21 protein-coding genes are annotated in these 21,731 nt (G+C 59.8%); 12 read left to right on the top strand and 9 right to left on the bottom strand.

The genetic code is table 11. The features are described from left to right. Positions 1-19 precede the first annotated feature (19 nt). Both trmA and KQ940_RS11070 read right to left on the bottom strand, forming a co-directional pair. Entirely contained in the window at positions 20-1,108 is a 1,089-nt protein-coding gene (trmA, locus tag KQ940_RS11075; RefSeq protein WP_217413686.1) for a tRNA (uridine(54)-C5)-methyltransferase TrmA, read from the bottom strand. Between the two features lie 93 nt (positions 1,109-1,201). Further along, entirely contained in the window at positions 1,202-2,404 is a 1,203-nt protein-coding gene (locus KQ940_RS11070; RefSeq protein ID WP_217413685.1) for an HDOD domain-containing protein, read from the bottom strand. Between the two features lie 144 nt (positions 2,405-2,548). Between KQ940_RS11070 and metG the strand changes: the two genes are divergently transcribed. The 6 genes from metG to KQ940_RS11035 all read left to right on the top strand — a co-directional run bounded on the left by metG (position 2,549) and on the right by KQ940_RS11035 (position 9,652). After that, positions 2,549-4,582 (top strand): methionine--tRNA ligase, encoded by a 2,034-nt coding sequence (gene metG, locus KQ940_RS11065; RefSeq protein ID WP_217413684.1) that lies wholly within the window; start codon positions 2,549-2,551, stop codon positions 4,580-4,582. 110 nt (positions 4,583-4,692) lie between these two features. Continuing rightward, positions 4,693-6,006: a HopJ type III effector protein gene (locus KQ940_RS11060; RefSeq protein ID WP_425515636.1), complete on the top strand. Its 1,314-nt coding sequence runs from the start codon at positions 4,693-4,695 to the stop codon at positions 6,004-6,006. A 71-nt stretch (positions 6,007-6,077) separates the two neighbouring features. Next, entirely contained in the window at positions 6,078-6,254 is a 177-nt protein-coding gene (locus tag KQ940_RS11050) for a hypothetical protein (RefSeq protein ID WP_217413683.1), read from the top strand. Between the two features lie 89 nt (positions 6,255-6,343). Then, positions 6,344-8,110 carry a bifunctional ornithine lipid synthase OlsF gene (gene olsF / locus KQ940_RS11045; protein ID WP_217413682.1) on the top strand — a complete coding sequence of 589 codons (1,767 nt, stop codon included), beginning with the start codon at positions 6,344-6,346 and terminating at the stop codon, positions 8,108-8,110. A 73-nt stretch (positions 8,111-8,183) separates the two neighbouring features. Further along, on the top strand, positions 8,184-8,879 hold the full coding sequence (locus KQ940_RS11040) for a vWA domain-containing protein (protein ID WP_217413681.1): 696 nt from the start codon (positions 8,184-8,186) through the stop codon (positions 8,877-8,879). 32 nt (positions 8,880-8,911) lie between these two features. Next, a complete protein-coding gene (locus KQ940_RS11035) occupies positions 8,912-9,652 on the top strand; it encodes a J domain-containing protein (RefSeq protein WP_217413680.1) in 741 nt (246 codons plus the stop codon). A gap of 4 nt (positions 9,653-9,656) precedes the next feature. Here the strand turns inward: KQ940_RS11035 and KQ940_RS11030 are convergent, their stop codons facing one another. Further along, on the bottom strand, positions 9,657-10,637 hold the full coding sequence (locus tag KQ940_RS11030; protein WP_217413679.1) for a hypothetical protein: 981 nt from the start codon (positions 10,635-10,637) through the stop codon (positions 9,657-9,659). 161 nt (positions 10,638-10,798) lie between these two features. On the opposite strand from KQ940_RS11030, the gene KQ940_RS11025 reads away from it, so the two are divergent. Together KQ940_RS11025 and KQ940_RS11020 are read left to right on the top strand one after the other, a co-directional pair. After that, positions 10,799-11,005: a dodecin gene (locus tag KQ940_RS11025; protein ID WP_217413678.1), complete on the top strand. Its 207-nt coding sequence runs from the start codon at positions 10,799-10,801 to the stop codon at positions 11,003-11,005. A 205-nt stretch (positions 11,006-11,210) separates the two neighbouring features. Beyond that, entirely contained in the window at positions 11,211-12,596 is a 1,386-nt protein-coding gene (locus KQ940_RS11020; protein WP_217413677.1) for a sigma 54-interacting transcriptional regulator, read from the top strand. A 90-nt stretch (positions 12,597-12,686) separates the two neighbouring features. Here the strand turns inward: KQ940_RS11020 and ybaK are convergent, their stop codons facing one another. From ybaK to KQ940_RS11005, 3 genes are all read right to left on the bottom strand, one after another. After that, the gene (gene ybaK / locus KQ940_RS11015) at positions 12,687-13,163 is read right to left on the bottom strand and encodes a Cys-tRNA(Pro) deacylase (protein ID WP_217413676.1); all 477 of its coding nucleotides are present in this window, start codon (positions 13,161-13,163) and stop codon (positions 12,687-12,689) included. A 16-nt stretch (positions 13,164-13,179) separates the two neighbouring features. Next, on the bottom strand, positions 13,180-13,758 hold the full coding sequence (locus tag KQ940_RS11010) for a hypothetical protein (RefSeq protein WP_217413675.1): 579 nt from the start codon (positions 13,756-13,758) through the stop codon (positions 13,180-13,182). A gap of 67 nt (positions 13,759-13,825) precedes the next feature. Beyond that, positions 13,826-14,047: a DUF3820 family protein gene (locus KQ940_RS11005; RefSeq protein WP_217413674.1), complete on the bottom strand. Its 222-nt coding sequence runs from the start codon at positions 14,045-14,047 to the stop codon at positions 13,826-13,828. Positions 14,048-14,167: 120 nt separating this feature from the next. Here KQ940_RS11005 and KQ940_RS11000 point away from each other — a divergent pair, with 120 nt between their 5' ends. Both KQ940_RS11000 and KQ940_RS10995 read left to right on the top strand, forming a co-directional pair. After that, a complete protein-coding gene (locus tag KQ940_RS11000) occupies positions 14,168-15,559 on the top strand; it encodes a methyltransferase (RefSeq protein WP_217413673.1) in 1,392 nt (463 codons plus the stop codon). A 10-nt stretch (positions 15,560-15,569) separates the two neighbouring features. Continuing rightward, positions 15,570-16,370, top strand: a complete 801-nt coding sequence (locus KQ940_RS10995; protein ID WP_217413672.1) for an MOSC domain-containing protein — start codon at positions 15,570-15,572, stop codon at positions 16,368-16,370. A gap of 3 nt (positions 16,371-16,373) precedes the next feature. On the opposite strand, the gene KQ940_RS10990 is transcribed toward KQ940_RS10995, so the two are convergent. The 3 genes from KQ940_RS10990 to smrA form a co-directional block, all read right to left on the bottom strand. Continuing rightward, positions 16,374-18,518, bottom strand: coding sequence for a tRNA(Met) cytidine acetyltransferase TmcA (locus KQ940_RS10990; RefSeq protein ID WP_217413671.1), 2,145 nt, complete (start codon positions 18,516-18,518; stop codon positions 16,374-16,376). Continuing rightward, entirely contained in the window at positions 18,515-19,252 is a 738-nt protein-coding gene (locus KQ940_RS10985; protein WP_217413670.1) for a hypothetical protein, read from the bottom strand. The genes KQ940_RS10990 and KQ940_RS10985 overlap by 4 nt, the downstream gene beginning before the upstream one ends. Positions 19,253-19,382: 130 nt before the next feature. Next, positions 19,383-19,964: a DNA endonuclease SmrA gene (smrA, locus tag KQ940_RS10980; RefSeq protein ID WP_217413669.1), complete on the bottom strand. Its 582-nt coding sequence runs from the start codon at positions 19,962-19,964 to the stop codon at positions 19,383-19,385. A 197-nt stretch (positions 19,965-20,161) separates the two neighbouring features. Here smrA and KQ940_RS10975 point away from each other — a divergent pair, with 197 nt between their 5' ends. Both KQ940_RS10975 and KQ940_RS10970 read left to right on the top strand, forming a co-directional pair. Next, on the top strand, positions 20,162-20,941 hold the full coding sequence (locus KQ940_RS10975; RefSeq protein WP_217413668.1) for a hypothetical protein: 780 nt from the start codon (positions 20,162-20,164) through the stop codon (positions 20,939-20,941). Between the two features lie 16 nt (positions 20,942-20,957). Then, the gene (locus KQ940_RS10970; RefSeq protein WP_217413667.1) at positions 20,958-21,572 is read left to right on the top strand and encodes a glutathione S-transferase family protein; all 615 of its coding nucleotides are present in this window, start codon (positions 20,958-20,960) and stop codon (positions 21,570-21,572) included. Positions 21,573-21,731: the final 159 nt, after the last annotated feature.

The raw sequence follows: 21,731 nt of genomic DNA, 5'->3' as shown, positions 1-21,731 counted from the left end.
GACTCCGGTCTGATGCGGATCAGATGCGGGTCAGATAGACACCGCACTCAAGATGGTGGGTATAGGGAAACTGATCGAAGATCGCAAAGCGCTCGATCCTGTGCGTCTTGGTAATCTCCCTCAGGTTCTCCCTCAGCGTTTCAGGATTACATGAGATATAGAGTATGTGCGGGTATTCGACCACCTGCGACACGGTTTCGTCGTCGAGTCCGGCGCGGGGCGGGTCCACCAGCACCGTGGTGAACTCGCACTCATCCAGCGCCAGCCCGGCAACCTTGCGCGTCTCTTTCTGTCCCTTGAGCACCAGCGACAGATCCTCCGACGGCATACGCAGCACATCGATATTATCGATGCCGTTCTGCTCGATATTGAAGCGTGCGGAACGCACCGACTCCTTCGAGATCTCGGTGGCCACGACGCGACGGAAGTTCTTGGCCAGCGGCAGGGTAAAGTTGCCGTTGCCGCAGTAGAACTCCACCAGATCGCCGCCGGCGTCGCGGCTGGCATCCAGCGTCCAGTGGATCATCTGGCGACAGACTTCGGCGTTGGGCTGGGTAAAGCTGTTCTCGGTCTGCTTGTAGCTGTAGCTGCGACCGTCGATCTCCAACTGCTCGATCACATAATCGCGCTCCAATACGATCTTGTTCTTGCGCGAGCGACCGACGATATCGATGCCGAACTTTTCCCGCAGCGGCCGTACCGCTTCAATCCACTCCTCCCCTATCGGCCGGTGGTACAGCAGACTGACCAGCAGCTCACCCGACAGGGTGCTGAGGAAATCGACCTGAAACAGCTTGAAGCGCAGACGTGGATCCGGGCGGAGAGCGTCGAGCAGTTCGAACATCATGATGTGGATCCGCTCGGACACCATTGGACAGGCCTCGAGGCGGATTGGGGTCCGATTATCACCGGGTTCGAACATGACGTAGTAGAGGTCGTCGCCGTCGTGCCAAACCCGGAACTCGGCGCGCATTCGATAGTGCGTCGCCGGCGAGCGATAGAGATCTATCTCGGGTAGTTCGAACTCGGCGAAATCCTGTTCGATTCGCTCACGTTTGCAGTTGAGCTGAGCTTCATACTGGGTCGGATCGACCTGGGGCAACGACATCGACATCCTCGGCGGGGTTGGCAAAACAGGGCGCGATTCTATCAGGCGCCCCGGCCAGGTCCAACTCCACTTGTTGCGTCACGCCAAGCCCTGCTACCAGTGCGCCTCCAGCTGCTTGCCGTGATCGCTTGCCAGGCGTTCCCAGAGGCTGACCCGCTCCATCTCGCCAATTGAGTCGAGATAGCTCAATGACAGACGTCCGCCCAGCAGGCACTCCATGGTATTGAACAGTGGCGGCAGCATCGCATCTGCAACATGTGCAGCCGTCAAGGTGGTAAAGGTGTTGTCGCCCGCCGCCTTGGGCACATGATGATAAAGCACGGCGCGCACGATCCGGGGCGACACCCCCCAGCGGCGCAGAATCGACGCGCCCAGCTCACCGTGAGTCAGCTTGTAATCAAGCTTCTCAACGGCATAGACCGGCTGTTTGAGGGCAGCGGCTTTTTCCATCACCCGGAAGTATCGCTGCTGGTCCAAACGCACCAAAACGCGCATACCAAAATCATGAAAAAGCCCCGCAGCCAGTGCACTGGACATACTGACCCGGTCCGACCCGACGCTATGGGCTATGCGCTCGGCCAGATGTGCACAGACCAGATTGCGGCCCAACAGGTGCTCGAAGGAGAAACTGCTCCAGCCTTCCGGCTGCGGAAAGGTGTTGATGATATGCGCCATGATGCCAAGATCGCGCAGCGTTCTCAGCCCCACCAGACGTACCGCCTCGTTAACACTAAACAGGTGGCGATCGCAGCCAAGCAGCGGATTGTTCAGCAACTCCATCAGCTGCTTCAGGTAGGGCATACAGCCGCGGAATAGATGGGCAACCGAGGCAGTGCTTTCATTCGCCTGCTCATCGATCATCTGGTTCAGCCCGGCGAGCTGTTCCGGCAAAGGCGGCAACTCACCCAACTCGACCATAATTGCTTCGATTGCGGGATTGCGAAGACGGGCGATCACCGGCCGGGTGCGCTCGATTATATAGTCAAGCCGCGACGCCTCGGCGTTATAGGGCAACGACGCATCCGCCACGTCGCCCCCCTCCGCTTGATAGCGGGCCGTGGCATCCATATTCTGCTGAATTCTGATCACCCAGGGCCAGCGCAAGGCCAGTTGACGCAAGCAGAGGTGTGCTGTGGGATCATCCCCCTGGCTCCTGAGTATCACCGACTCCACATCACCCTGATCGAGTGCGTCGAACAACGCCTCCTGGCCAACCAGATACTCCGGCTGCAGCACGGAAAAATCGAGCTGACCACCCTGCTCTTCAGTCAGATCACATATGATCAATCTGCCCATTGCACATCCCTGATTACTCATATCGAATTTGGCGCCATTCTCGCTCAGTACTGGCCCGAGGCAAAGCCTTTCACCTTCATAACGGACGAGATTCGGCGTAGAATCAGGCGCCTGAATCTCTAACGAACCCGATTTGAGCTACCGATGACCGACAGCAAGCGCAAGATTCTCGTCACCAGTGCACTGCCCTACGCCAACGGCCCTATCCATCTGGGCCACCTCGTCGAATATATCCAGACCGATATCTGGGTACGATTCCAGAAGCAGCGCGGCCACCAGTGTACCTACGTCTGCGCCGATGACGCTCATGGCACCCCTATCATGCTCAAGGCCAATCAATTGGGCATTGAGCCGCAGCAATTGATCGACCAGGTCAGCACCGAGCACCAGCGTGACTTTGCCGGTTTCATGGTCGGGTTCGATAACTACTACTCTACTCACTCGGACGAAAACCGTCACTTCGCGACGCTGATCTATCAGCGCCTGCGCGATGCGGGTCATATCGCACGCCGCACCATCACCCAGGCGTACGATCCAGAGAAGAAGATGTTTCTGCCCGACCGCTTCATCAAGGGCGAGTGCCCGAAGTGCGGCGCCGCGGATCAGTATGGCGACTCCTGTGAAGTCTGTGGTGCTACTTACCAGCCCACCGAGCTGAAAAACGCCTACTCCGCGATCTCCGGTGCCACACCGATCGAGAAAGACTCCGAGCATTTCTTCTTCAAGCTGGAAGATTTCGAGCAGTTCCTGCGCGAGTGGGTCGACGGCCATGTCCAGGCACAGATGAAGCACAAGCTCAACGAGTGGTTCGAATCGGGTCTGCAGCAGTGGGATATCTCCCGCGACGCGCCCTACTGGGGCTTCGAGATCCCCGATGCACCGGGCAAGTACTTCTATGTCTGGCTGGACGCGCCGATCGGTTATATGGCCAGTTTCAAGAACTGGTGCGATAAAAACGGCGTCGATTTTGACGAATACTTCGCACCGGGATCCGATGCCGAGCTGTACCACTTCATCGGCAAGGATATCGCCTACTTCCACACCCTGTTCTGGCCGGCGATGCTGCACGGGGCCAAGTTCCGCACCCCGACCGGCGTGTTCTGCCACGGCTTCCTCACCGTCAACGGCCAGAAGATGTCCAAGTCGCGCGGCACCTTCATCATGGCGGAGACCTACCTCAACCATCTGCGTCCGGAATACCTGCGCTACTATTTCGCCGCCAAACTGGGCTCCGGCATCGACGATATCGACCTGAGCCTCGATGACTTCCGTCTGCGCGTGAATGCCGATCTGGTCAACAAGGTGGTCAACATCGCCAGCCGTTGCGCCGGCTTCATCCAGAAGAAGTTCGACGGAACGCTCGGCAACGAACTGAACAACGCCGGCCTCTACCACGAAGCGGTATCTGCCGGGCGCAGTATCGCCGAGGCCTACGAGAAGCGTGAGTACGCCCGCGCCATGCGCGAGATCATGCAGATCGCCGACAAGGCCAACCAATATATCGACACTGCCGAACCCTGGGCTATTGCAAAGGATGACGCACGTGCCCAGGAGGTACAGGACTGCTGCACTCTGGGCATCAATCTGTTCCGCGTCATCGTCAGCTACCTGGCGCCGGTACTGCCGCAGGTAGCCGAGGATGCCGCCGCCTTCCTCAATATCGACGATTTCGCCTGGAGCGCTGTTGAGAAACCGCTACTCAACCACAAGATCAACAAGTTCAAGCCGCTGATGCAGCGCGTCGAGCCGGAAGCGATCGAAAAGGTGATCGAAGATTCGAAACAGAATCTTCAAGCTGCAGCGGCTCCTGCCCCGACTGCCAAGCCGGCCAGCACGATGGAACCGATCGCCGATACCATCGAGTTCGCCGACTTTGCCAAGGTGGATCTGCGCGTGGTACGCATCGCCAAGGCGGAGCATGTTGATGGAGCCGATAAGCTGCTGCGACTGACACTGGATCTGGGCGGCGAAACCCGCAACGTCTTTGCCGGTATCAAATCCGCCTACAAGCCCGAAGACCTGGAGGGCAAGCTGACCGTGATGGTGGCCAACCTGGCGCCGCGCAAGATGAAGTTTGGCGTTTCCGAAGGGATGGTGCTGGCGGCAGGTCCCGGCGGTCAGGATCTCTGGATTCTGGAGCCACACGCAGGCGCCCAGCCCGGCATGCGCATCAAGTAAGCAGCACCCCACCTTCCAGCGAATGGAAATTGATAGTTCCAAGTTGAGGGTGGGCAGAACGAACAAGGCACCCGACAATGGTGCCTTTCGATCTGAGCAGGAGTTGAGCCATGCGTTTTTTGATTCTTGGGGCTGGCGGCATCGGCTGCTATTACGGCGCACGCCTTATCCAGGCCGGACATGACTGCGTCTTCGTCGCCCGTGGCGAGCACCTGAACGCCATGCGTCGTATCGGGCTGGAAGTTCACCACCCCGACTTCAACTTCAACGCTGCCGTTATCGCCACCGATATCGAAACGCTGCTCGAGCATTACGCCGCGACAGAGTTCGACCTGATTCTGCTGACGCTGAAAGCCGGTGCCACCGGCTCGATCATGGCACAGCTAAACCAGTGGTTTGTTTCCAGTGATACACCTGTGCTTTCGCTGCAGAACGGTGTCGATAACGAGCCGATCATCGCCGCGTCGCTCGGCGACGCGCGCACCTTTGGCGGCCTGGCTGTACGGATCGGCGGTCATATCCTCGAACCGGGAATCGTTGAGGCTACGGGCCCCGCTCAGGTAATCTTCGGCCCCTGGCCCAACAGCGAACGAACACCCTCCAGCCTGCCCCTGGCACGCAGCATCGAAAGCTGTTTCAACGCTGCTTCCATCCCCACCCAGCTCAGTGCCGACATCAGGCGCGAGCTGTGGCGCAAACTGCTGATCAACAATGGCGTCAATCCGTTGTCGGCATTGACCGGGCTCGACACCCGCCGTCTCACCTCCGACCCGGCGCTCGGCGGCAGTGTCTACCGGATGATGCAGGAAACCGCCGCCGTCGCCGCCGCGGATGAGGTCGAGCTTACGCCGACCGATGTGGAGGAGATGTTCACCCTGATCAGCCAGTTCGATGCGATCAAGACATCGATGCTGGTGGACCGGGAAAAAGGCCGCGCACTGGAGCTGGACGGCATCAGCGGCGCGGTGCTTCGGCGCAGTCGGCAGCTGAACATCGACACACCGATTACAGCCCTGGTCCACCGACTGCTGGAACTGGGTGTAGGCACAGTTGAACTTTTCACCCCTGAGATTTTGGACACACCGATGACACCAGAACAGTTTGCCGCACGCGTCGGCACCGATACATCACTGGATTTCGAAGACAGCATCGCCGTGATCGAGGCCCACTTCGACTACACACTCTGTGCTTTCCGCAATGGCGAGCAGACCAACGCTGCCGGCGAAAATGGCGGCTCCTGCAAAATTTTGGCATTCGGCCAGTTGATGGGGCTGAGCGAGCAGCAGACCCTGCACTGTTTCGGCCGCTTCTACCGTGATGTTTTGGCCACACCGGAAGGATCCGACCACGGCAATATCCGCAACTTCATGCGCACCGGCTGGAGCGGCGTCCGTTTCGAAGGTGAAGCGCTGAAGCGAATTTGATCGACGCTCTACATCTGAGCAACCAGCTGCGCTATCCTAGGACTGAATAATAACCAGACAAGGACTTTGCGATGTCAGAGAGCCAGGAGTGGAACGGTCGCAATCGCCGCACAAGCGAAGACCGGCGCCAACAGCCCGATCGCCGCGAGGAGATACGCTTTGAACCGGGCAAGAAGGACCGCAGACAGAATCGCGGCCGCCGCACCGAAGACAGGGACATGTGGGAAGATGCGATGAAAGACAAATAGGCGTCATCCAAGCGTCACACTAACGTCAATTCACCGTCACCTGTTCGACTTATCTTGGTCGCCGTCATGTAACACTGTCGGGACGCAAGATGCAGATTAACGTCGAACAGGTTGTTCTCAGCAAGTATCCGGGGTTTGCCGCCAAGCCCGCCCCGGTCCGCCGCTCCACCCTCTTCTGCCTTCGGCGCCTGGTGCACGAGGGCGAGATCAACCGTTTCCTGGAAGAGAACCGCGAGGTAACCGGTTTCGAATTCATCGATCGGGTACTCGACTATTTCAATTTCAGCTACAGCGCCAACAGCAAGGAGCGGATCAACATCCCCTCCAGCGGACGCGTCGTCATCGTGGCCAACCACCCGCTCGGCGCCCTGGACGGCCTGGCGCTACTGAAACTGGTCGGCGAGGTACGCCGCGATGTGCGCATCATCGCCAACGATCTGCTGATGCACTTCGATCCGTTGCAAGAGCTGTTTCTCCCGGTCGACAACCTGGGCAAGGGCACTCGCAAACGCGACATCGCCCGTATCGTGGATTGCCTGCGAAACGACGAGGCGGTCATCGTATTCCCCGCCGGCGAGGTATCCCGCGCCAGCTTTACCGGTATCAAGGATGGCCCCTGGAACAGCGGCTTCCTGATGTTTGCACGCAAGAGCAACGCCCCTATCCTGCCGGTATTCGTTGGCGGCAAAAACTCAGCCCTGTTCTACGGTCTGTCGACGCTGAACAAATCGATGTCGTCACTGCTGCTGGCGCATGAGATGTTCAACAAACGCTCGAAAAACCTCCCGATCCGCATCGGCGAACCGATCGCATTCAGTCAAATCGATACCCTGCCGGTAGCGGCCAAGATCAAGGCCAAACTGCTGAAAAAGCACCTGTACCGCATCGCGCGCAACAAAACGCCGCTGTTTAAGACCGAAAAGACCATTGCTCACCCGCAGAACCGGCAGATATTGAAACAGGAGCTGCGCGATGCCGAGCTCTTGGGCGAAACCTCGGATGGCAAGAAGATCTACCTGTTCGATTATCGCAGTGATTCAGCCGTCATGGCCGAGATCGGCCGGCTGCGCGAGATCGCCTTCCGCTGTGTCGGCGAAGGCACCGGAGACCGACGCGATCTCGACAAGTACGACCGCCACTATCGCCACCTGATTCTATGGGACGAGGATGATCTCGAAATCGCCGGTGCCTATCGGTTGGCCGAAGTCGTACGGATGGATCGCTCCGCGCTCTCCGAACAGTTATACAGCGCCAGCCTGTTCAGCTACAGCGCCGAGATGTCGCCCTATTTCGAACAGGGTATAGAGCTGGGCCGCAGTTTCGTGCAACCACGCTACTGGGGGCGCCGCAGCCTGGACTACCTCTGGTACGGCATAGGGGCCTACCTGCGCAGCCGTCCTGAGATCCGCTACATGTTCGGTCCGGTGAGCATGAGCAACAGCTACCCGAAACGGGCCCGCGACCTGCTGGTCTGGTTCTACCGCCACTATTTCCCCGACCGGGCGGAGCTGGGGCGCGCCAACAGCCCCTATACGCTGGACGACGACACCCGTGCCGAGATGTTCAGGCTGTTCCAGGGGGATGACTACACGGCCGACTTCACCGTTTTGAAGGAGCAACTGGAGTTCCTCGGCGTCTCCGTACCCACGCTGTACAAGCAGTACAGTGAGCTATGCGAACCGGGAGGCGTGCGCTTCCTTGATTTTGGCGTCGATGCCGACTTCAACTACTGCGTCGACGGACTTGTGCTGGTTGATACCAAGTATGTGAAGGCGCGCAAGCGTCAGCGCTACATCGGCGATGCAGCCGCGGCCGGGCCCACAGCGACTGTGGAGCCGGAAACGGAAATCGCCTGAAAAACTGTGCCCGACAAAGCCCGCGGTCTACACTAAAACCTGTAAATCGGTGACAGGACAGCGGGCTCACAGCATGGGTAAATCACTGAAGCCGGCCTCTGACTCCACGGAGATTGAGGCCTTTATCAACCAAGCGAAAGATCTGGCGGTACGTGATACCGGCCGCGGTCGACTGTTGTTCGCAATGGACGCCACCGCCAGCCGCCGCCCAACCTGGGATCACGCCTGCCAGTTGCAGAGCGAAATGTTTCTCGCCAGCGCCGAGAGCGGGCAACTACTGGTGCAGCTCTGTTACTATCGCGGCTATCGCGAGTTTCACTATACCGGTTGGGTCGACAGTGCCGCCGCCCTGCTCGATCAGATGGATGCTGTCAGCTGCCTCGGTGGCCACACTCAAATAGGACGGGTGCTTGAGCATGCCCTGCGCGAGAACAGTCTGCACCCGCTCAACGCCATCGTACTGGTGGGCGATTGCTGCGAAGAGAAGATCGATCCGCTCTGCGAAATGGCCGGCGAACTCGGCTTGCACGGCACCCCCATCTTCAGCTTCCACGAGGGCAACGACCCCAATGGCCGCCTGCTGTTCGAGCAGTTGGCCCGCCTCTCGGGCGGAGCCTTTGCCCGCTTCGACCTGAAGAGCGCCAGCCGACTGCGAGAACTGCTCGGTGCGGCCGCTGTCTATGCCACTGGAGGTCTGGCGGCACTCGAACGTTACGCGGGCAAGGGCAACCGGCAACTGCTCGCGCTGACCCAGCAGTTGCGCAAATAACACCTCACTCGACAACCTGACCAGGAGCAACTGTGAACCCGATTGGGTTAGTACTGTTCGTATTGATCGCAGGCCTCGGCTGGCTGTGGCTTCGACGCCAGCCGCCGCAGGAGCGTACGCGTGCCGGCGTCAAGCTCGCCTTTCTGCTGATCATGCTGGGGCTGCTGTTTCTCGCCATCACCGGTCGACTGCACTGGCTAGGCGCGCTTGTCGCCCTGCTGCTGCCCCTGGCACAACGCATCGTTCCGCTGCTGCTGCGGCTGCTGCCCTGGATACAGCGCGGCGCCCAGTCCTACAAAAGCCGCCAGTCCAGCAGCGGTGGTCGCTCCCAGGTTCGCAGTCGCATGATCGCGATGAGTCTGGCCCACGACTCCGGCAGTATGGACGGCGAAGTACTGGAGGGTTCGCTGTGCGGGCGTCAGCTGAGCAGCTTGAGCAAAGAGGAGTTTCTGCAGCTGCTGCGCGAGTGTCGCGACAGCGACCGGGATTCGACCCGGCTGCTCGAAACCTACCTCGACAAACGCTTCGGAGCTGCCTGGCGTGCCGATGATCCCGGCGGTACTGGTTCCAAGGATGAAGGCGGCCCTCGGGATGGACCCTCGATGACCCGCGAAGAGGCGCTGGCGATTCTCGGCCTGGAACCCGGTGCGGACCGGGTGGCGATTATCGAAGCCCATCGCCGCCTGATTCAACGTAACCACCCGGATCGGGGTGGCAGCACCTGGCTGGCATCACGCATCAACGAGGCCAAGACACTTCTGTTACGGGATTAATCGATCAGGGCAAGGGGATACGCCCCTCCGGCCACTGCAGCAAACGCCCTGCCGGCTGCAGCTCAAGCCCTCGCCCCAGCGCAGGATCGTCATGCAGCAACACCAGCGCGCCATCGTTCCGCACCTGCCAAAGCTGCGTGTCGAACCGTCCGACCGCGCCGGGACGCTCCAGCTCCAGCAACACTCGCTCGGCGTTTAAGAAACGCCAACGGCCCGCACGAGGTTTCAACGGCAGGCCGTCATGGTTGTCTTCGACCAGGCGCACATCGCCATTCGTCTGCAGCAGCAGGTGGAGATCACGCAGGTACTGCCCAGCAGCGGTGCGGTAATGCGATACCAGCGCCAGTCTTTGCAGATCGCCATAACGGGCGCAACCGGTGAACAGACGCCCATCCAGATCGAGCAGTGCACTGAGCGCATACCAGGTCCCTTGGCTATCCCAGCAGGGCCGCCTGACCACATCCAAGGCGATATCCCGGTCGCTGTTGCCATCACGAAGACTCTGAGACCAACGCCAGATCACACCCTCGCGCGTCGCTTCAGGTTTATCGAATACCAAGGTACGCAGTCGCTGCGGCTCATTGAACACCAGCCGCTCCTGCTCAAGCATGGCCGACCAGGGCGGCTCCATACCCGAAGCATACAGCGCCACGGCGGAGAAATACTCCGCACAACTGCTCAGGTCACCGCCGATCACACGCGGCTCCAGCACCTGCCACTCACCCGCCACATCGCTACCCCAACCCTCCATATAGACCGGCAAGCCCTCACCACCGGCACTCAAACGCAGATACTCCTGCCTGAGCAGATCGGGAATGGTCGCCATCGATTGCCACTGGGTGCGCCCGCAGGGCTGAAACCGGATATCGGCCCCCTCGAGGGATATCAGCCCTCGCTGATAGAGAGCATCATCGGGTAACTGAGGGCGCAGTTGACAACCACCGATCAGGAGGGAGAAAAACAGAAGTAAAACGAAGCGGTGCATCCGGGCGATCCCTGCGAGCTTTAGCCGATCTTATTAGCGACCGCCAACAGACTCAAGCTACCCCCTGAGTGTTAGCGGATCAACAAACGGCAAAACCCGGAACCACTGCTATTATTCAGTATCAGGTAAGCGACAGATTCCGACCCGAAAAGGAGATCGACATGCCCGGACATAACTATCAGCTCATCGAGATCGCAGGATCCTCCACCAGCAGTTACGATGACGCGATTCGCGGCGCTATCGCCGAAGCCAGTTCACGCCATGAGCACCTGGATTGGTGGGAGGTCAAAGAGATGCGAGGCCATATCAAGGACGGCGCTATCGCCCATTACCAGGTCGTACTGAAGATCGGCTTTCGTCTTGAGTAACCGGTTCGCCGGTCTCTGTTGGCGTTTTGCGGGTGACCGCCGTCGGCATTCCACTCTTCGATATCGTTTAAACACCTGTTACAATTGTTCAATAGTGTCGCCAAAGAGATGCTGCTTTATTAATCAGGCAGTAATGACTCAACGGAACTGAACCTGTGTTCATCGTCGCACTGCATTCGTTGAGCCGTGCCAGGAGCAAATTAAGATGACCGCCAGCCCCCAAATTCTTCTTGTCGATCAAAACTGTGATCAGCTCGAGCAGCTCAACGAATACCTTATCGGCGCCGGTTACCGCGTACGCACAGCGACCACCGGCGACGAAGCGATGCAGATGCTTGAATCCCGTAAAATCGAGCTTGCGCTGTGCGACCTTCGCACCAGCGCACGCGATGGGCTAACGCTGAGTGAGCTGATCCAGCACGACTACCCGGCGATCAGCCGCATACTGATCGTCAACCAGCAGGTATTGCCGGAAGCGCTTGAAGCGACTGCACAAGGAGCCTTTGGCATTCTCATGCCCCCCTTCGATCGTGCCCACCTGCTTGATACCGTCAGAGCCGCTCTCGACGCCGCGAATCAGCGTCGCGATCAACGCTGGCGCTCGGAGATAGTCGCCCGCAACCCGATCATGGAGAACCTGCTCGATCAGGCACGCCGGGTGGCGGTATCGGATGTCAACTTGATCATTAACGGCCCCAGCGGAAGCGGCAAGGCACTTCTGGCCAGAGCGATTCACCTCGCCAGCCGCCGTTCCGAAAAACCGTTCGAAGTCCTCAACTGCAGCGACCTGCCGGAACAGATGCTGGAATCGGAGCTGTTCGGCCACAGCCGTGGTGCATTCAGCGGCGCCACTACCGATCAGCAGGGGCTGCTTTCACGCACCCAGGGCGGCACACTGCTGCTGAGGGATATCTGTGACCTTCCACTTGCGCTACAAGCAAAACTGCTTGCGGCCCTGAAATCGGGGCGAGTCCGGGCAATCGGCAGCGAACACGATGAACCGATCGATGTGCGCGTTATCGCCAGCTCGCAACGTAACCTGGAACACGCGATGCTCAACGGCGAGCTCAACGAGTCACTCTATTACATGCTCAACCTGGTGAACCTGGAGATCCCGTCACTTCAGGAACGCGCCGAGGACATCCCGCTCCTGGCCCGTCATTTTCTCGCTCAGGAAGCCAGCAAACAGAACCGTCGCGTACGCAACCTTTCGCCCGGGGCGATACACCTTCTTGGCCTGTCGGCCTGGCCTGGCAACGTAGCACAACTGAAAAAGGTGGTCGCACAGGCGGTTGCCAACAGCACCTCTCCGGTGATTTCGGAATCATTGGTGGCGGAAGCGATGGACAATCAGCAGCGTGTGATCCCATCCTTCAACGAAGCCAGAGCGGAGTTTGAACGCCGCTACCTGATCAAGCTGCTGCAGATCACCGAGGGCAACGTGACCCACGCGGCGAGAATCGCCGAACGTAACCGTACCGATCTGTACAAGCTGCTGGGCAAACACGATCTGGAACCGTCAAGATTCAAGGCTCGCCGTCGGCGCGCCAAGAGCGAATCCGTGGCGAATCGGACAGGCACTCAGGGCTAGTGACAGCACAGCCCGTGAAGGTTAGAACCTAAGGCGTACTCAATACACGCAAAGTGGCGGGCAGCACTCATTGCTGCCCGCCACTACCGCCTAACTACGTGCGACTGCAGCCTGTTGAGCGCCGGTGATCCGACAGAGATCAACCGGTGACAACTCGATATCCAGCCCGCGCCGTCCTCCGCTGATCAAAATAGTCTGCTGTGCCGCTGCACTGGCATCAAGCACCATCGGCAAGCGTTTCTTCTGCCCCAGGGGACTGATACCACCAACGATATAGCCGGTGGCCCGCTCAGCATCCGCGGGCTGGGCCATCGACACTTTTTTCACCTTCAGCGCGCTGGCCATCGCTTTCAGGTCGAGCTGACCGGCGACCGGCACTATGCCGACAGCCAACCGCTTGGCATCCCCCTCCAGGGCAACCAGCAGGGTTTTGAACACCTGCTCAACCGGTCGACCCAGCTTTTCCGCAGCCTCCAGGCCATAGGCGGGAGCGGAAGGATCATGATCGTACTCATGCACGCTGAACGCGATCCGGGCGCGTTCCAGCGTCTTGATGGCCGGCGTCACCTGTACGCCCCCCCCGTTAATCAAAAAGGCCAAGTGCGCGATCGGTGAGGTCGATCACGTCGACAACGGTGCCCCTACCCTCCATTACACGCACAATGCGGTCGCCAACCCGCAGCAGCTCGATACCGTCCTGACGTCCGGTCAGGCGATTGAGCAGATCGGAAGGCAGATGTTCGGCATGGCGATACACCTCGGGATCGATCACCTCGCCACGCACCAGTTTATCCCTCCACCCCGGGGGCAGCTCACCACCACGCTCCAGCTTCTTGCGCAGACCTGGCGGCAGAGATTTGTAGCGTTTGGCTTCACTTTCGTACTCAACCCCGTAGTAATCGACAAGCACACCTCTAAGCAAACGGTCCCGATCGTCATTGGAGAGCCGGTGATAATGCTCCAAAGAGCGGCTGTCATCTTTGTCGTCATGCCGCTCTTTTGATTTGCCCTTATCACGCTCCTCATGCGATGAACCATTGTGCGTGACTACCTGTTCAGGCTTCCCCTTCTTGCCCTGCGGCTTCTCCTCAACCCACTCCGGCTTGGCGGCAAGAACCGGCAACGAAAACGCAATCAACGCGCCCAGTACGATCTTTTTCATCATTGCTCCCTCTCCTATATCTGACGGCCAGCGTAAACAGCGTTAGCTGAACACAAACCAAACCGCATTAACGCTGTTGCCTTAACGGCTCGACGATCGATTCCAACCCGTTCAGCTTTATCTCATACAACAGCGCCAGGCGCTCACCCAGTTTTCCGGCCGGAAACCCCTTTCCGGCAAACCAGACCAGATAGGGCTCCGGCAGATCGAGCAACACCCGCCCCTTGTACTTGCCGAACGGCATCTTCATTCGCACCAGATCGACCAGCTGCTCGCTATCCAGTTCCATATCGCCTCCAATTAAGCCCGCAGTATACACCCGGCGCAGCGGTTGCCGACTGGAAGACGCCCCTCCCTGCGCTGTAATATCCGCACCAGCCACGCAAACTGCATAAATATGTTAGTCACCATGTCAGAAGCCAACCCATTACATCAGGCGCTGATGCTGATGCAGCAGCAGGCGTACAGCCGTGCTGACGCGATCTGCCAGCAGCTATTGGCGCAAAATCCGCGCGACTTCAACGCGCGGCACCTGCTCGGCGTTATCAAGTTACAGTCGGGCAACCCGCTCGCAGCCGGCGAGGAACTCAAGCAGGCCGCCTCACTGCCCGTTGCACCAAGATTCAAAGCCCAGGCGCTGAGCAATCTGTCGTTGGCACTGCAGCAGCAAGAGCGTATAGCAGAGGCGCTTGAAGCGATCGACCAGGCCCTTTCTCTGGCGCCGGATGAACAGGCATTCCACCTCAATCGCCTTAATCTGCTGGAGAGCATGGAGCATTGGCAGGCGATGGTTGACGCGGCGACCCAATTTCCGCCGCTGCACCACCTGCCGGACGCACAGTACCCACTGGCCCGTGCCGCACGCAAGCGTGGTGAAATCAAAACCGCTCTCAAGCGGCTCGACTCAGCTGCATCCGTTTCCGAGCTGGCACCGGACGCCCTGAGTGAGCGAGCCTTGCTGTTGATTCTGTGCGGACAGGAGCAACGGCTGTGGAGCGAGACCAGCAAGCTCGACGCGAGCGAGCTGCAGATGCTCGCTGACTATATGGCCGAAGAGGGTGAAGGCCAGGCTGCACAACTGGTCTACCAAGTGCTGCTTGAGCGTTTTCCCGAACATGCCGGCGCGCGCCATATGCTCGATGCCGCGAGGGGGCATATCGAAGCCTGCGCGCCAGCCACTTATGTCCGCGACCTTTACGACAGCCATGCCGAACGCTTCGAGCAACAGCTGGTCGGCAGGCTGGGCTACAGGGCACCGGAGCTGCTGGCCGAACGATTGCAGCAGATCCTGCCGCTGCAGATCGGCCAGGTTGCCGATCTGGGTTGCGGCAGCGGCCTGCTCGGTCGCGCATTGCGTCAACGGTTCGAGATAGAACAGCTGCGTGGCTGCGATCTTTCTGCGGGCATGCTGGAACAGGCCCGCCGCCAAGGCGGCTACGATGAGCTCTGCCATCAGGAGCTGCTCGACTGGCTGTCCCGCCAAGCTAATCTGAACCTGGTCTGCGCCACCGACGTACTGATCTATACCGGGGATCTTCAGCCGGTAATGCGAGCCGTCGCCGCGTCACTCAGCGCTGATGGGCTGTTTGCATTCAGCGTCGAGGACTGTGCCAGCGAACTGAGATTGAGCAGCAGCGGTCGTTACCAGCACAGCGAGACCCATGTTCGTCAGCGTGCCAGAGAAACGGGACTCGATATACTCAGTTGTGAGCGCTTCCCGTTGCGCGAGGAACAGGGCAAGATGCAGACAGGATTGATGGTCATCTGCCGCCTCTCGTGCAATTCGGAACGCGAGGCGTAAGGAGTAAATGATGAGTACCCTTCAGGTCGCCGGCCTCTACATCTACCCGATCAAGTCGGGTGCGCCGATATCCCTGCCCACCGCCTGGACCGAGACTCGCGGTTTGGCGATGGACCGCCGGTTCATGGTCTGCGACCCCGAAGGCCAATTCATTACCGCGCGGGAGGAGCCCAGACTGCTGCACCTGGTGTCCACCCTGGTGCATGACGGCTTGATCCTGAGTGCACCAGGCAAGCTGCCGATATATCTGCACTACCATGAGATACGCGACCAGCGTCAGCAGGTCGCCGTGTGGAACGACATTCTGGCCGGCAGACGCTGCCCCGAAACGCTTGACCGTTGGCTCAGCGATTATCTGCAGCAGCCGGTACACCTGATCTACAACGATCCCGAGAGCTACAGGGTCGCCGGCCGCGCACCGGAGCGCCCGGTGCTGTTCAGTGATGGCTATCCGATCCTGCTGACCAGCGAGGACTCGTTACAAGCGATTCGGGACGAGGGAGCGTCGGCTACCGAGATGAGGCGATTCCGGCCCAACCTGGTCGTAAAGGGCGCCCCCGCCTGGGCTGAAGACAGCTGGAAAAAAATAGCAATCGGCGATGTGGAGCTGGAGCTGGTCAAACCCTGTGAGCGCTGCGTACTGATCACCCGAGACCCGCTCAGCGGAGAGAAGGATTCTCGCTCCGAGCCTCTGCGCACACTGGCCCGCATTCATCGCAGCGAAGATGGCCGTGTCTGCTTCGGACATAACCTGATGGTAACCAAACCCGGACTGCTTGAAGTGGGCGCACAGGTGCGGATTCTGGAATAGCGTTCACGCCCCTACATCCATCCCCGAATCCAAGGCACTCAGCAGAGAGGCGGCTATCGCTCTCAGCCGCTTCAGTTGAGCATGGCGCCCCGCCGGCGAATCGACCTCAGTTGCGGGCAACTGTCGCCAGATGCGTGCGACCAGCAGCGCTTGATCGCTTCCACTCAGGCCCCACTTGCACCAGCTCTGTACCGTGACCGACAGCAGTCGGTCCAACTCCACCAGCGTGCTCTCCAGCGAGCGCTGATGCAGCGCGAACCCAAGCAAACGCTGCCGCTCGTCCGCTGTCAGTTCAGGCGGGGACAAACCGGCAAAGAGCGCCGGCATCAGCTCGACAGGCAGACTCGTCAGAGCGCCGCTCAGGCGGTAACGCAGGCGCTTGGCATAGCGCTCTCGCATCCCCTGACACCAGGCCTGACAGCGGCTGGACAAGGGGTGTAGCACCATGACCGAGTGGGATCCGGACACCGGATCGAGCTGATCGCCAACACGCACCGGCCAAAATTCGCAGCGTTGCCAGTAGCCCAGCAGATCCGTTGTGGCCGAAAAGCTGGCGCCCAGATAATCGACGCCCTCCGCCCGGGCCTGATCGATGATCGCGTTCAGCAGCTGCCTCCCCATCCCCTGTTGCTGACGCTGGGGATGGATGGCGATGCGCACGATGCGCCAACCGCGCCAGGAGGCCACGGACAGCTCACCCTCGTGCGCGAGCAGTGCCTGCGGCAGCAGGTGTCCAGTGGGACGGCGATGCCCCTCCCAGACCCCTTGGGCGAGTTCATCCGACAGCTCGCCCTCTCGCGCCACCAGGGCACAGCCGACCAGATCAGTCCCTCGCTTCAACAGGTGAACCTGAAGATTGGGGCTATCCAGCAGTACCCTGAGGTCCCCTGGCGTCGTGCGATAGTGAGCAAGGATCAGCAAACCGAACAGTTGACGCAGCAGCGCCTCATCGCCTGCCAGCTGTTCCCGCGACACCCTGGAGATCAGGATCGGCAGATCGACCTCGGTGCCGGGCTCAACCGGCTCCGCATCGAGCAGCAACAGTCGCGACACCAACTGCTCCAGCGGATCCGCTGCGGCCCAGCGTATCGGCGTACGCATCTGCAACTGCTGCACGCTGGGTACCAGGCGTTTCAGTTCATCGAGAAAACGCAGGGTAAACCCCCGGCCATTACCCTCATAGCCATGCTGGGTCGTGGCAAAAATCAGGCGGTGATAGTGCGCACTCAGCCCACTCAGCACCGGTGTTGCAACCGCCGCGGCTTCGTCGATCACCAGCAGATCCGCAGCCGGCAGCCGCCGCAAGGCCTCAGCGGGGGGCATGTAGCAGAGTTCCAACTGCGCTGCAGACGCTCGTTCGCCCTGCCAATTCAACGGCCCGAATTCACTCTCAATACGTTCGAACAGGGCCGACAGCGCCTGCCGTGACGGCGCCGTCAGCAACACACTCAGGTGGCGTTTGCGGGCAATCGCTGCCAGCGCCAAGCCGATGGCCGCGGACTTTCCCCGCCCTCTGTCAGCACCGATCACCAGCGCACAGCGGCGCCGCTGCACTGATTCGACCAGCTGTTCGACGACTCTCTGCTGATCAGCACTTCTACAGGGAGGTGGGGCAGGTTTATCCTGCTGCGCCGGCGCGATCGGCCAGTTCGGCAAACGCTGTTTGCCCGACCGCAGTCTCAACACTCCGTTATCGGCGTCCAACAACCGAACCAGGCGACGGATGTAGCGCGGCTCCAACATCTGAACCGTCCAGGGCTCCACTGTCAGTTTCTGGTATTCGGGATCGTCATAGCCAGGCCAGTCGCCAGCGTCAGGTGAGAGCAGTACCAGCCAGCCCCCAGCCGCGATGGTGCCAGTTAGTTGAGCGAAGCTGTTGGGATTGAAACCGCTGAATGCATCATAGACCGCCCAAGGCAGGGTCCGGCCCAGCAGTTGGCCGGCACGCGCCAGGGGCGTGGTCGACGCCGCGTAGTGGCACTCACGATTACTGAGCACAACGCCCTCACCATGCGCAGACGACAGCCATTGCACCAGCTCGGCGGCGAGTCGATCACCTTGGTCTCGTTCGACGGCAATCCAGATCAGGGCACGATGACGGCGAGCGCTCAGCTGCGCATCAAGCGCAGCAAGCTCGTTCGGGATCATAGGGAATAGGCGGAGTTCAACGTTTCCACGCTGGTGGGTTCAGCCCGGTAACTGACACTACCCGAGGACTTGGCTCTGACCTCTTCCAACCGAAGGCTCAGCTGGTGATTCACCTTCTCCGGTGTCAGGTCAGATTTGGGTTGCAGTGTGCAGCCCGCCAGCCGTACCTCAACCTCATCGGCGCCCGTCAGTTTGGCGGCATGCTCAATACAGCGTTTCGCCAGCGCTTCCGCGTTCTCATTGGTCGAAGGGAGCAGTAACTGAAGATCCCCCTGCTCACTGAGACCAACCAGATCGCCCGGACGGGAGATCTCATCGGTCAGCATCGACGCCAGGCGCACCCGCGATGCCGCTTTGACGGCCGGATCGCCACACTGAATCTCCAGCTGCATCAACGTTATGGGGGTAAACTCGCGCACCGCCCGGCGACATTCGGTTTCAAGCACCCTGGAAAACCAGCCTGGCAGCGCGGCTCCGGTTTCGGTATCGGTCACATGCTGACCAATCAACGAGTGCTCCAGCTCCCGCAGCCGTGCGTGCAAACACCGGCGCTGGCTGAGCAGGCGCGCATAACCGAGGCCCAGCAAGACCAGGGCCACCAAACCCAGTACAGGGATCCATAGGGTAGTGAGTTGAATGAAGGCTAAACCGGTCAGTGCCAGGATGACCACCGCTGCAGCCAACATCAACGCATCCAGGCCTCGCCAACCATCCTCTTGGAAAGGGGGTTCCATCGTACTATTGCTCTCGCCGAAATAGGGGTCCTAAGCGCCAGCCCCACTGCTGACATACTCTTAACCGCTGACAGTAAAGCGTTTTTTTCCTTACGACGCAATCCGTCAACACTCCGACCCAAGCCAAAGCTCAGCGGCCGTGGTGCAGATGGCGCTCCTGATTCTGTTGTCTCTGGTATTCGTTCTTGCGCAGCATCACATAGATTGCACCGGTGCCGCCGTGCTGGGGCTGAGCGCAGTGAAAGGCCATCACCTCCTCCATCGCCGGCAGCCAGAGGTTCAAGCTGCTCTTCACCAGGTTGGCGTGCGACTGCGCGTTGCGCGACCGCCCGTACTGTATCAATACCGTGCGGATCCCCAGCCCGACGCACTGTTGCACGAAGTCGACAACCTCGTCCACGCACGCCACCAGCGGCCGGTTGATCAGGTCTAGCCGCGCATCGACGGTATAGCGACCCAAGCGCAGGTTACGATATACCCCCTCCTGCACGCCATCGCGTTTCCACTCGATCGGGTCGAGCGGATCCAGCAGGTGCTCGGGCATCAATGCCACCCCCTCAGGCTCACCGCCCATGGCGGCGAGACGGCGTGCACGATGACGGGGATCCTGTCTTGGTCGTGCCGATCTCTGCACATGCACCCGTCTGTCCGATTTGATCGGGCGCACACCGTCGGCTTCCATCATCTCGAAGAACTCATCCTCTTGGCTCATGGATCCGGTCCTCCGTATAGCGACATCGTGGTACATAACCAGAGCATAACGCCAGCCAACCCCCGGTATCCAGACTCCATCCGATCAACGGGCACCTTTCCCTCGACGCAATAGTCGATTAAGGTGAAATCACAACAACAGGTTCGGTTCAGGGCAGCCGTGCTGCCAACCGGCCGGGGAATATTGCGGATGATATCATGCAGAAATTTGCCGCTATCTTGATCGTCGGCATCCTTACCGCCGCTGTTTATTTGTTCTGGTCCGCTGACCAGCCCAAACCGGACGCCCAGATTGAGCCGCCGATAGACTCAGCCACAATGGCCGCCGCCAAGGAGCATATCGCAACGCTGACCGGCGATAGCGCCAAAGAGCCGATCGACATCGCCGCCGCCGACAACTTCGTCACCAGCGAACAGTTGATCGCGCTGCCCGCTACAGACTCCAGCGCCGCCAGCATCGAAAGCGCGCCCACCGACGGCGCCAGCACCGCGACCAGCTTCGGTGTCGATCTCGGCTTGATCGGTACCAGCTCGGATATCTCCCGGATCGAGATGCCCGAACTGAACCGTTTGCGCCTCAAGGAGCTGCTGAACGATCCCAACCGCAATCCCAGCGACGTGTTCTATATCCATGCCGTAGACCATTACGATCGTCAGGGGCTCTGGGGCATCATGCAGCGCGGCCTGACCGAAACCTTCGCCAAAGGAATCAGGCTGGGCCAGCAGAGCCGGACCCTGAGCGCGACCATTCCCGAAGACGCCGATGAACGGCTGGCCGACAGTTCGAGCTCATTCCTTGGCCATATCCTCGACCGCAAGGTGAAAGAGACCCTGGTCTATAACTACCATCAGGGGCTTCTTGGCCGGGATCCCAATATGATTCAGCCCGGCCAGCACCTGCTGATCATCCGTTTCAGCGAGCAGGAACTGATCGGTATCTATAACCACTTCGCCAACCGCGCGCCGATCACCGAGTAGTGCAGAGGAGTTTGAGATGATCGACCTGTACACCTGGAGCACCCCCAACGGACGCAAGGTTTCGATCATGCTTGAGGCCTGCCGCCTGCACTACAGCGTGCACCCGGTGGATATCAAGAATCGGGAGCAGTTCGAGCCGGAGTTCCTGACCATCTCACCGAACAACAAGATACCCGCCATCGTCGATGAAGAGGGTCCTGAGGGAAAACCGGTCAGCCTGTTCGAGAGCGGTGCGATCCTGATCTACCTTGCCGAGAAGTGCGGGCAGTTCATGCCCGACAAGCCGTGTGCCCGTTACGAGGTGCTGCAGTGGTTGATGTGGCAGATGGGCAGTTTTGGTCCCTATCTGGGTCAGGCTCATCACTTCAACCGCTTTGCACCGGAAAAGATCCCCTACGCCATCGAGCGCTATAACCAGGATGCACAACGTCTGTGGGGCGTGCTGGATAAACGCCTTGCAGGGCGTGAGTTCGTCGTCGATGAGCTCAGCATAGCCGACTTCGCCATCTACCCCTGGGCCTGCCGACATGAATGGCAGATGGTCGAGCTGAGCGACTTCCCGGCCGTGGCAGGATGGATGGCGCGTATGGCCCGCCTACCCTTCGTCGAGCGCGGCATGCAGGTCCCCTGAACCGCTACCGCCGCCTTGACCAGCAACGACAAACTGAACATTTTTTGTACAATCCTCCGGAATGGCATGGACATTAGTCACCGGCATGCGTAGTATGTACGCCTTTCCTACTGGCAACGCTGCCTGATTGTTCCTGCAGCAACGCCTCATCTTGACTCA

Origin of the sequence: Marinobacterium ramblicola (genome assembly GCF_019084545.1) — a bacterium.
Lineage (GTDB): Bacteria > Pseudomonadota > Gammaproteobacteria > Pseudomonadales > Balneatricaceae > Marinobacterium_D > Marinobacterium_D ramblicola.
Note: the sequence above shows the minus strand (reverse complement) of the source record. Positions and strands in the feature narration are given on the sequence as shown.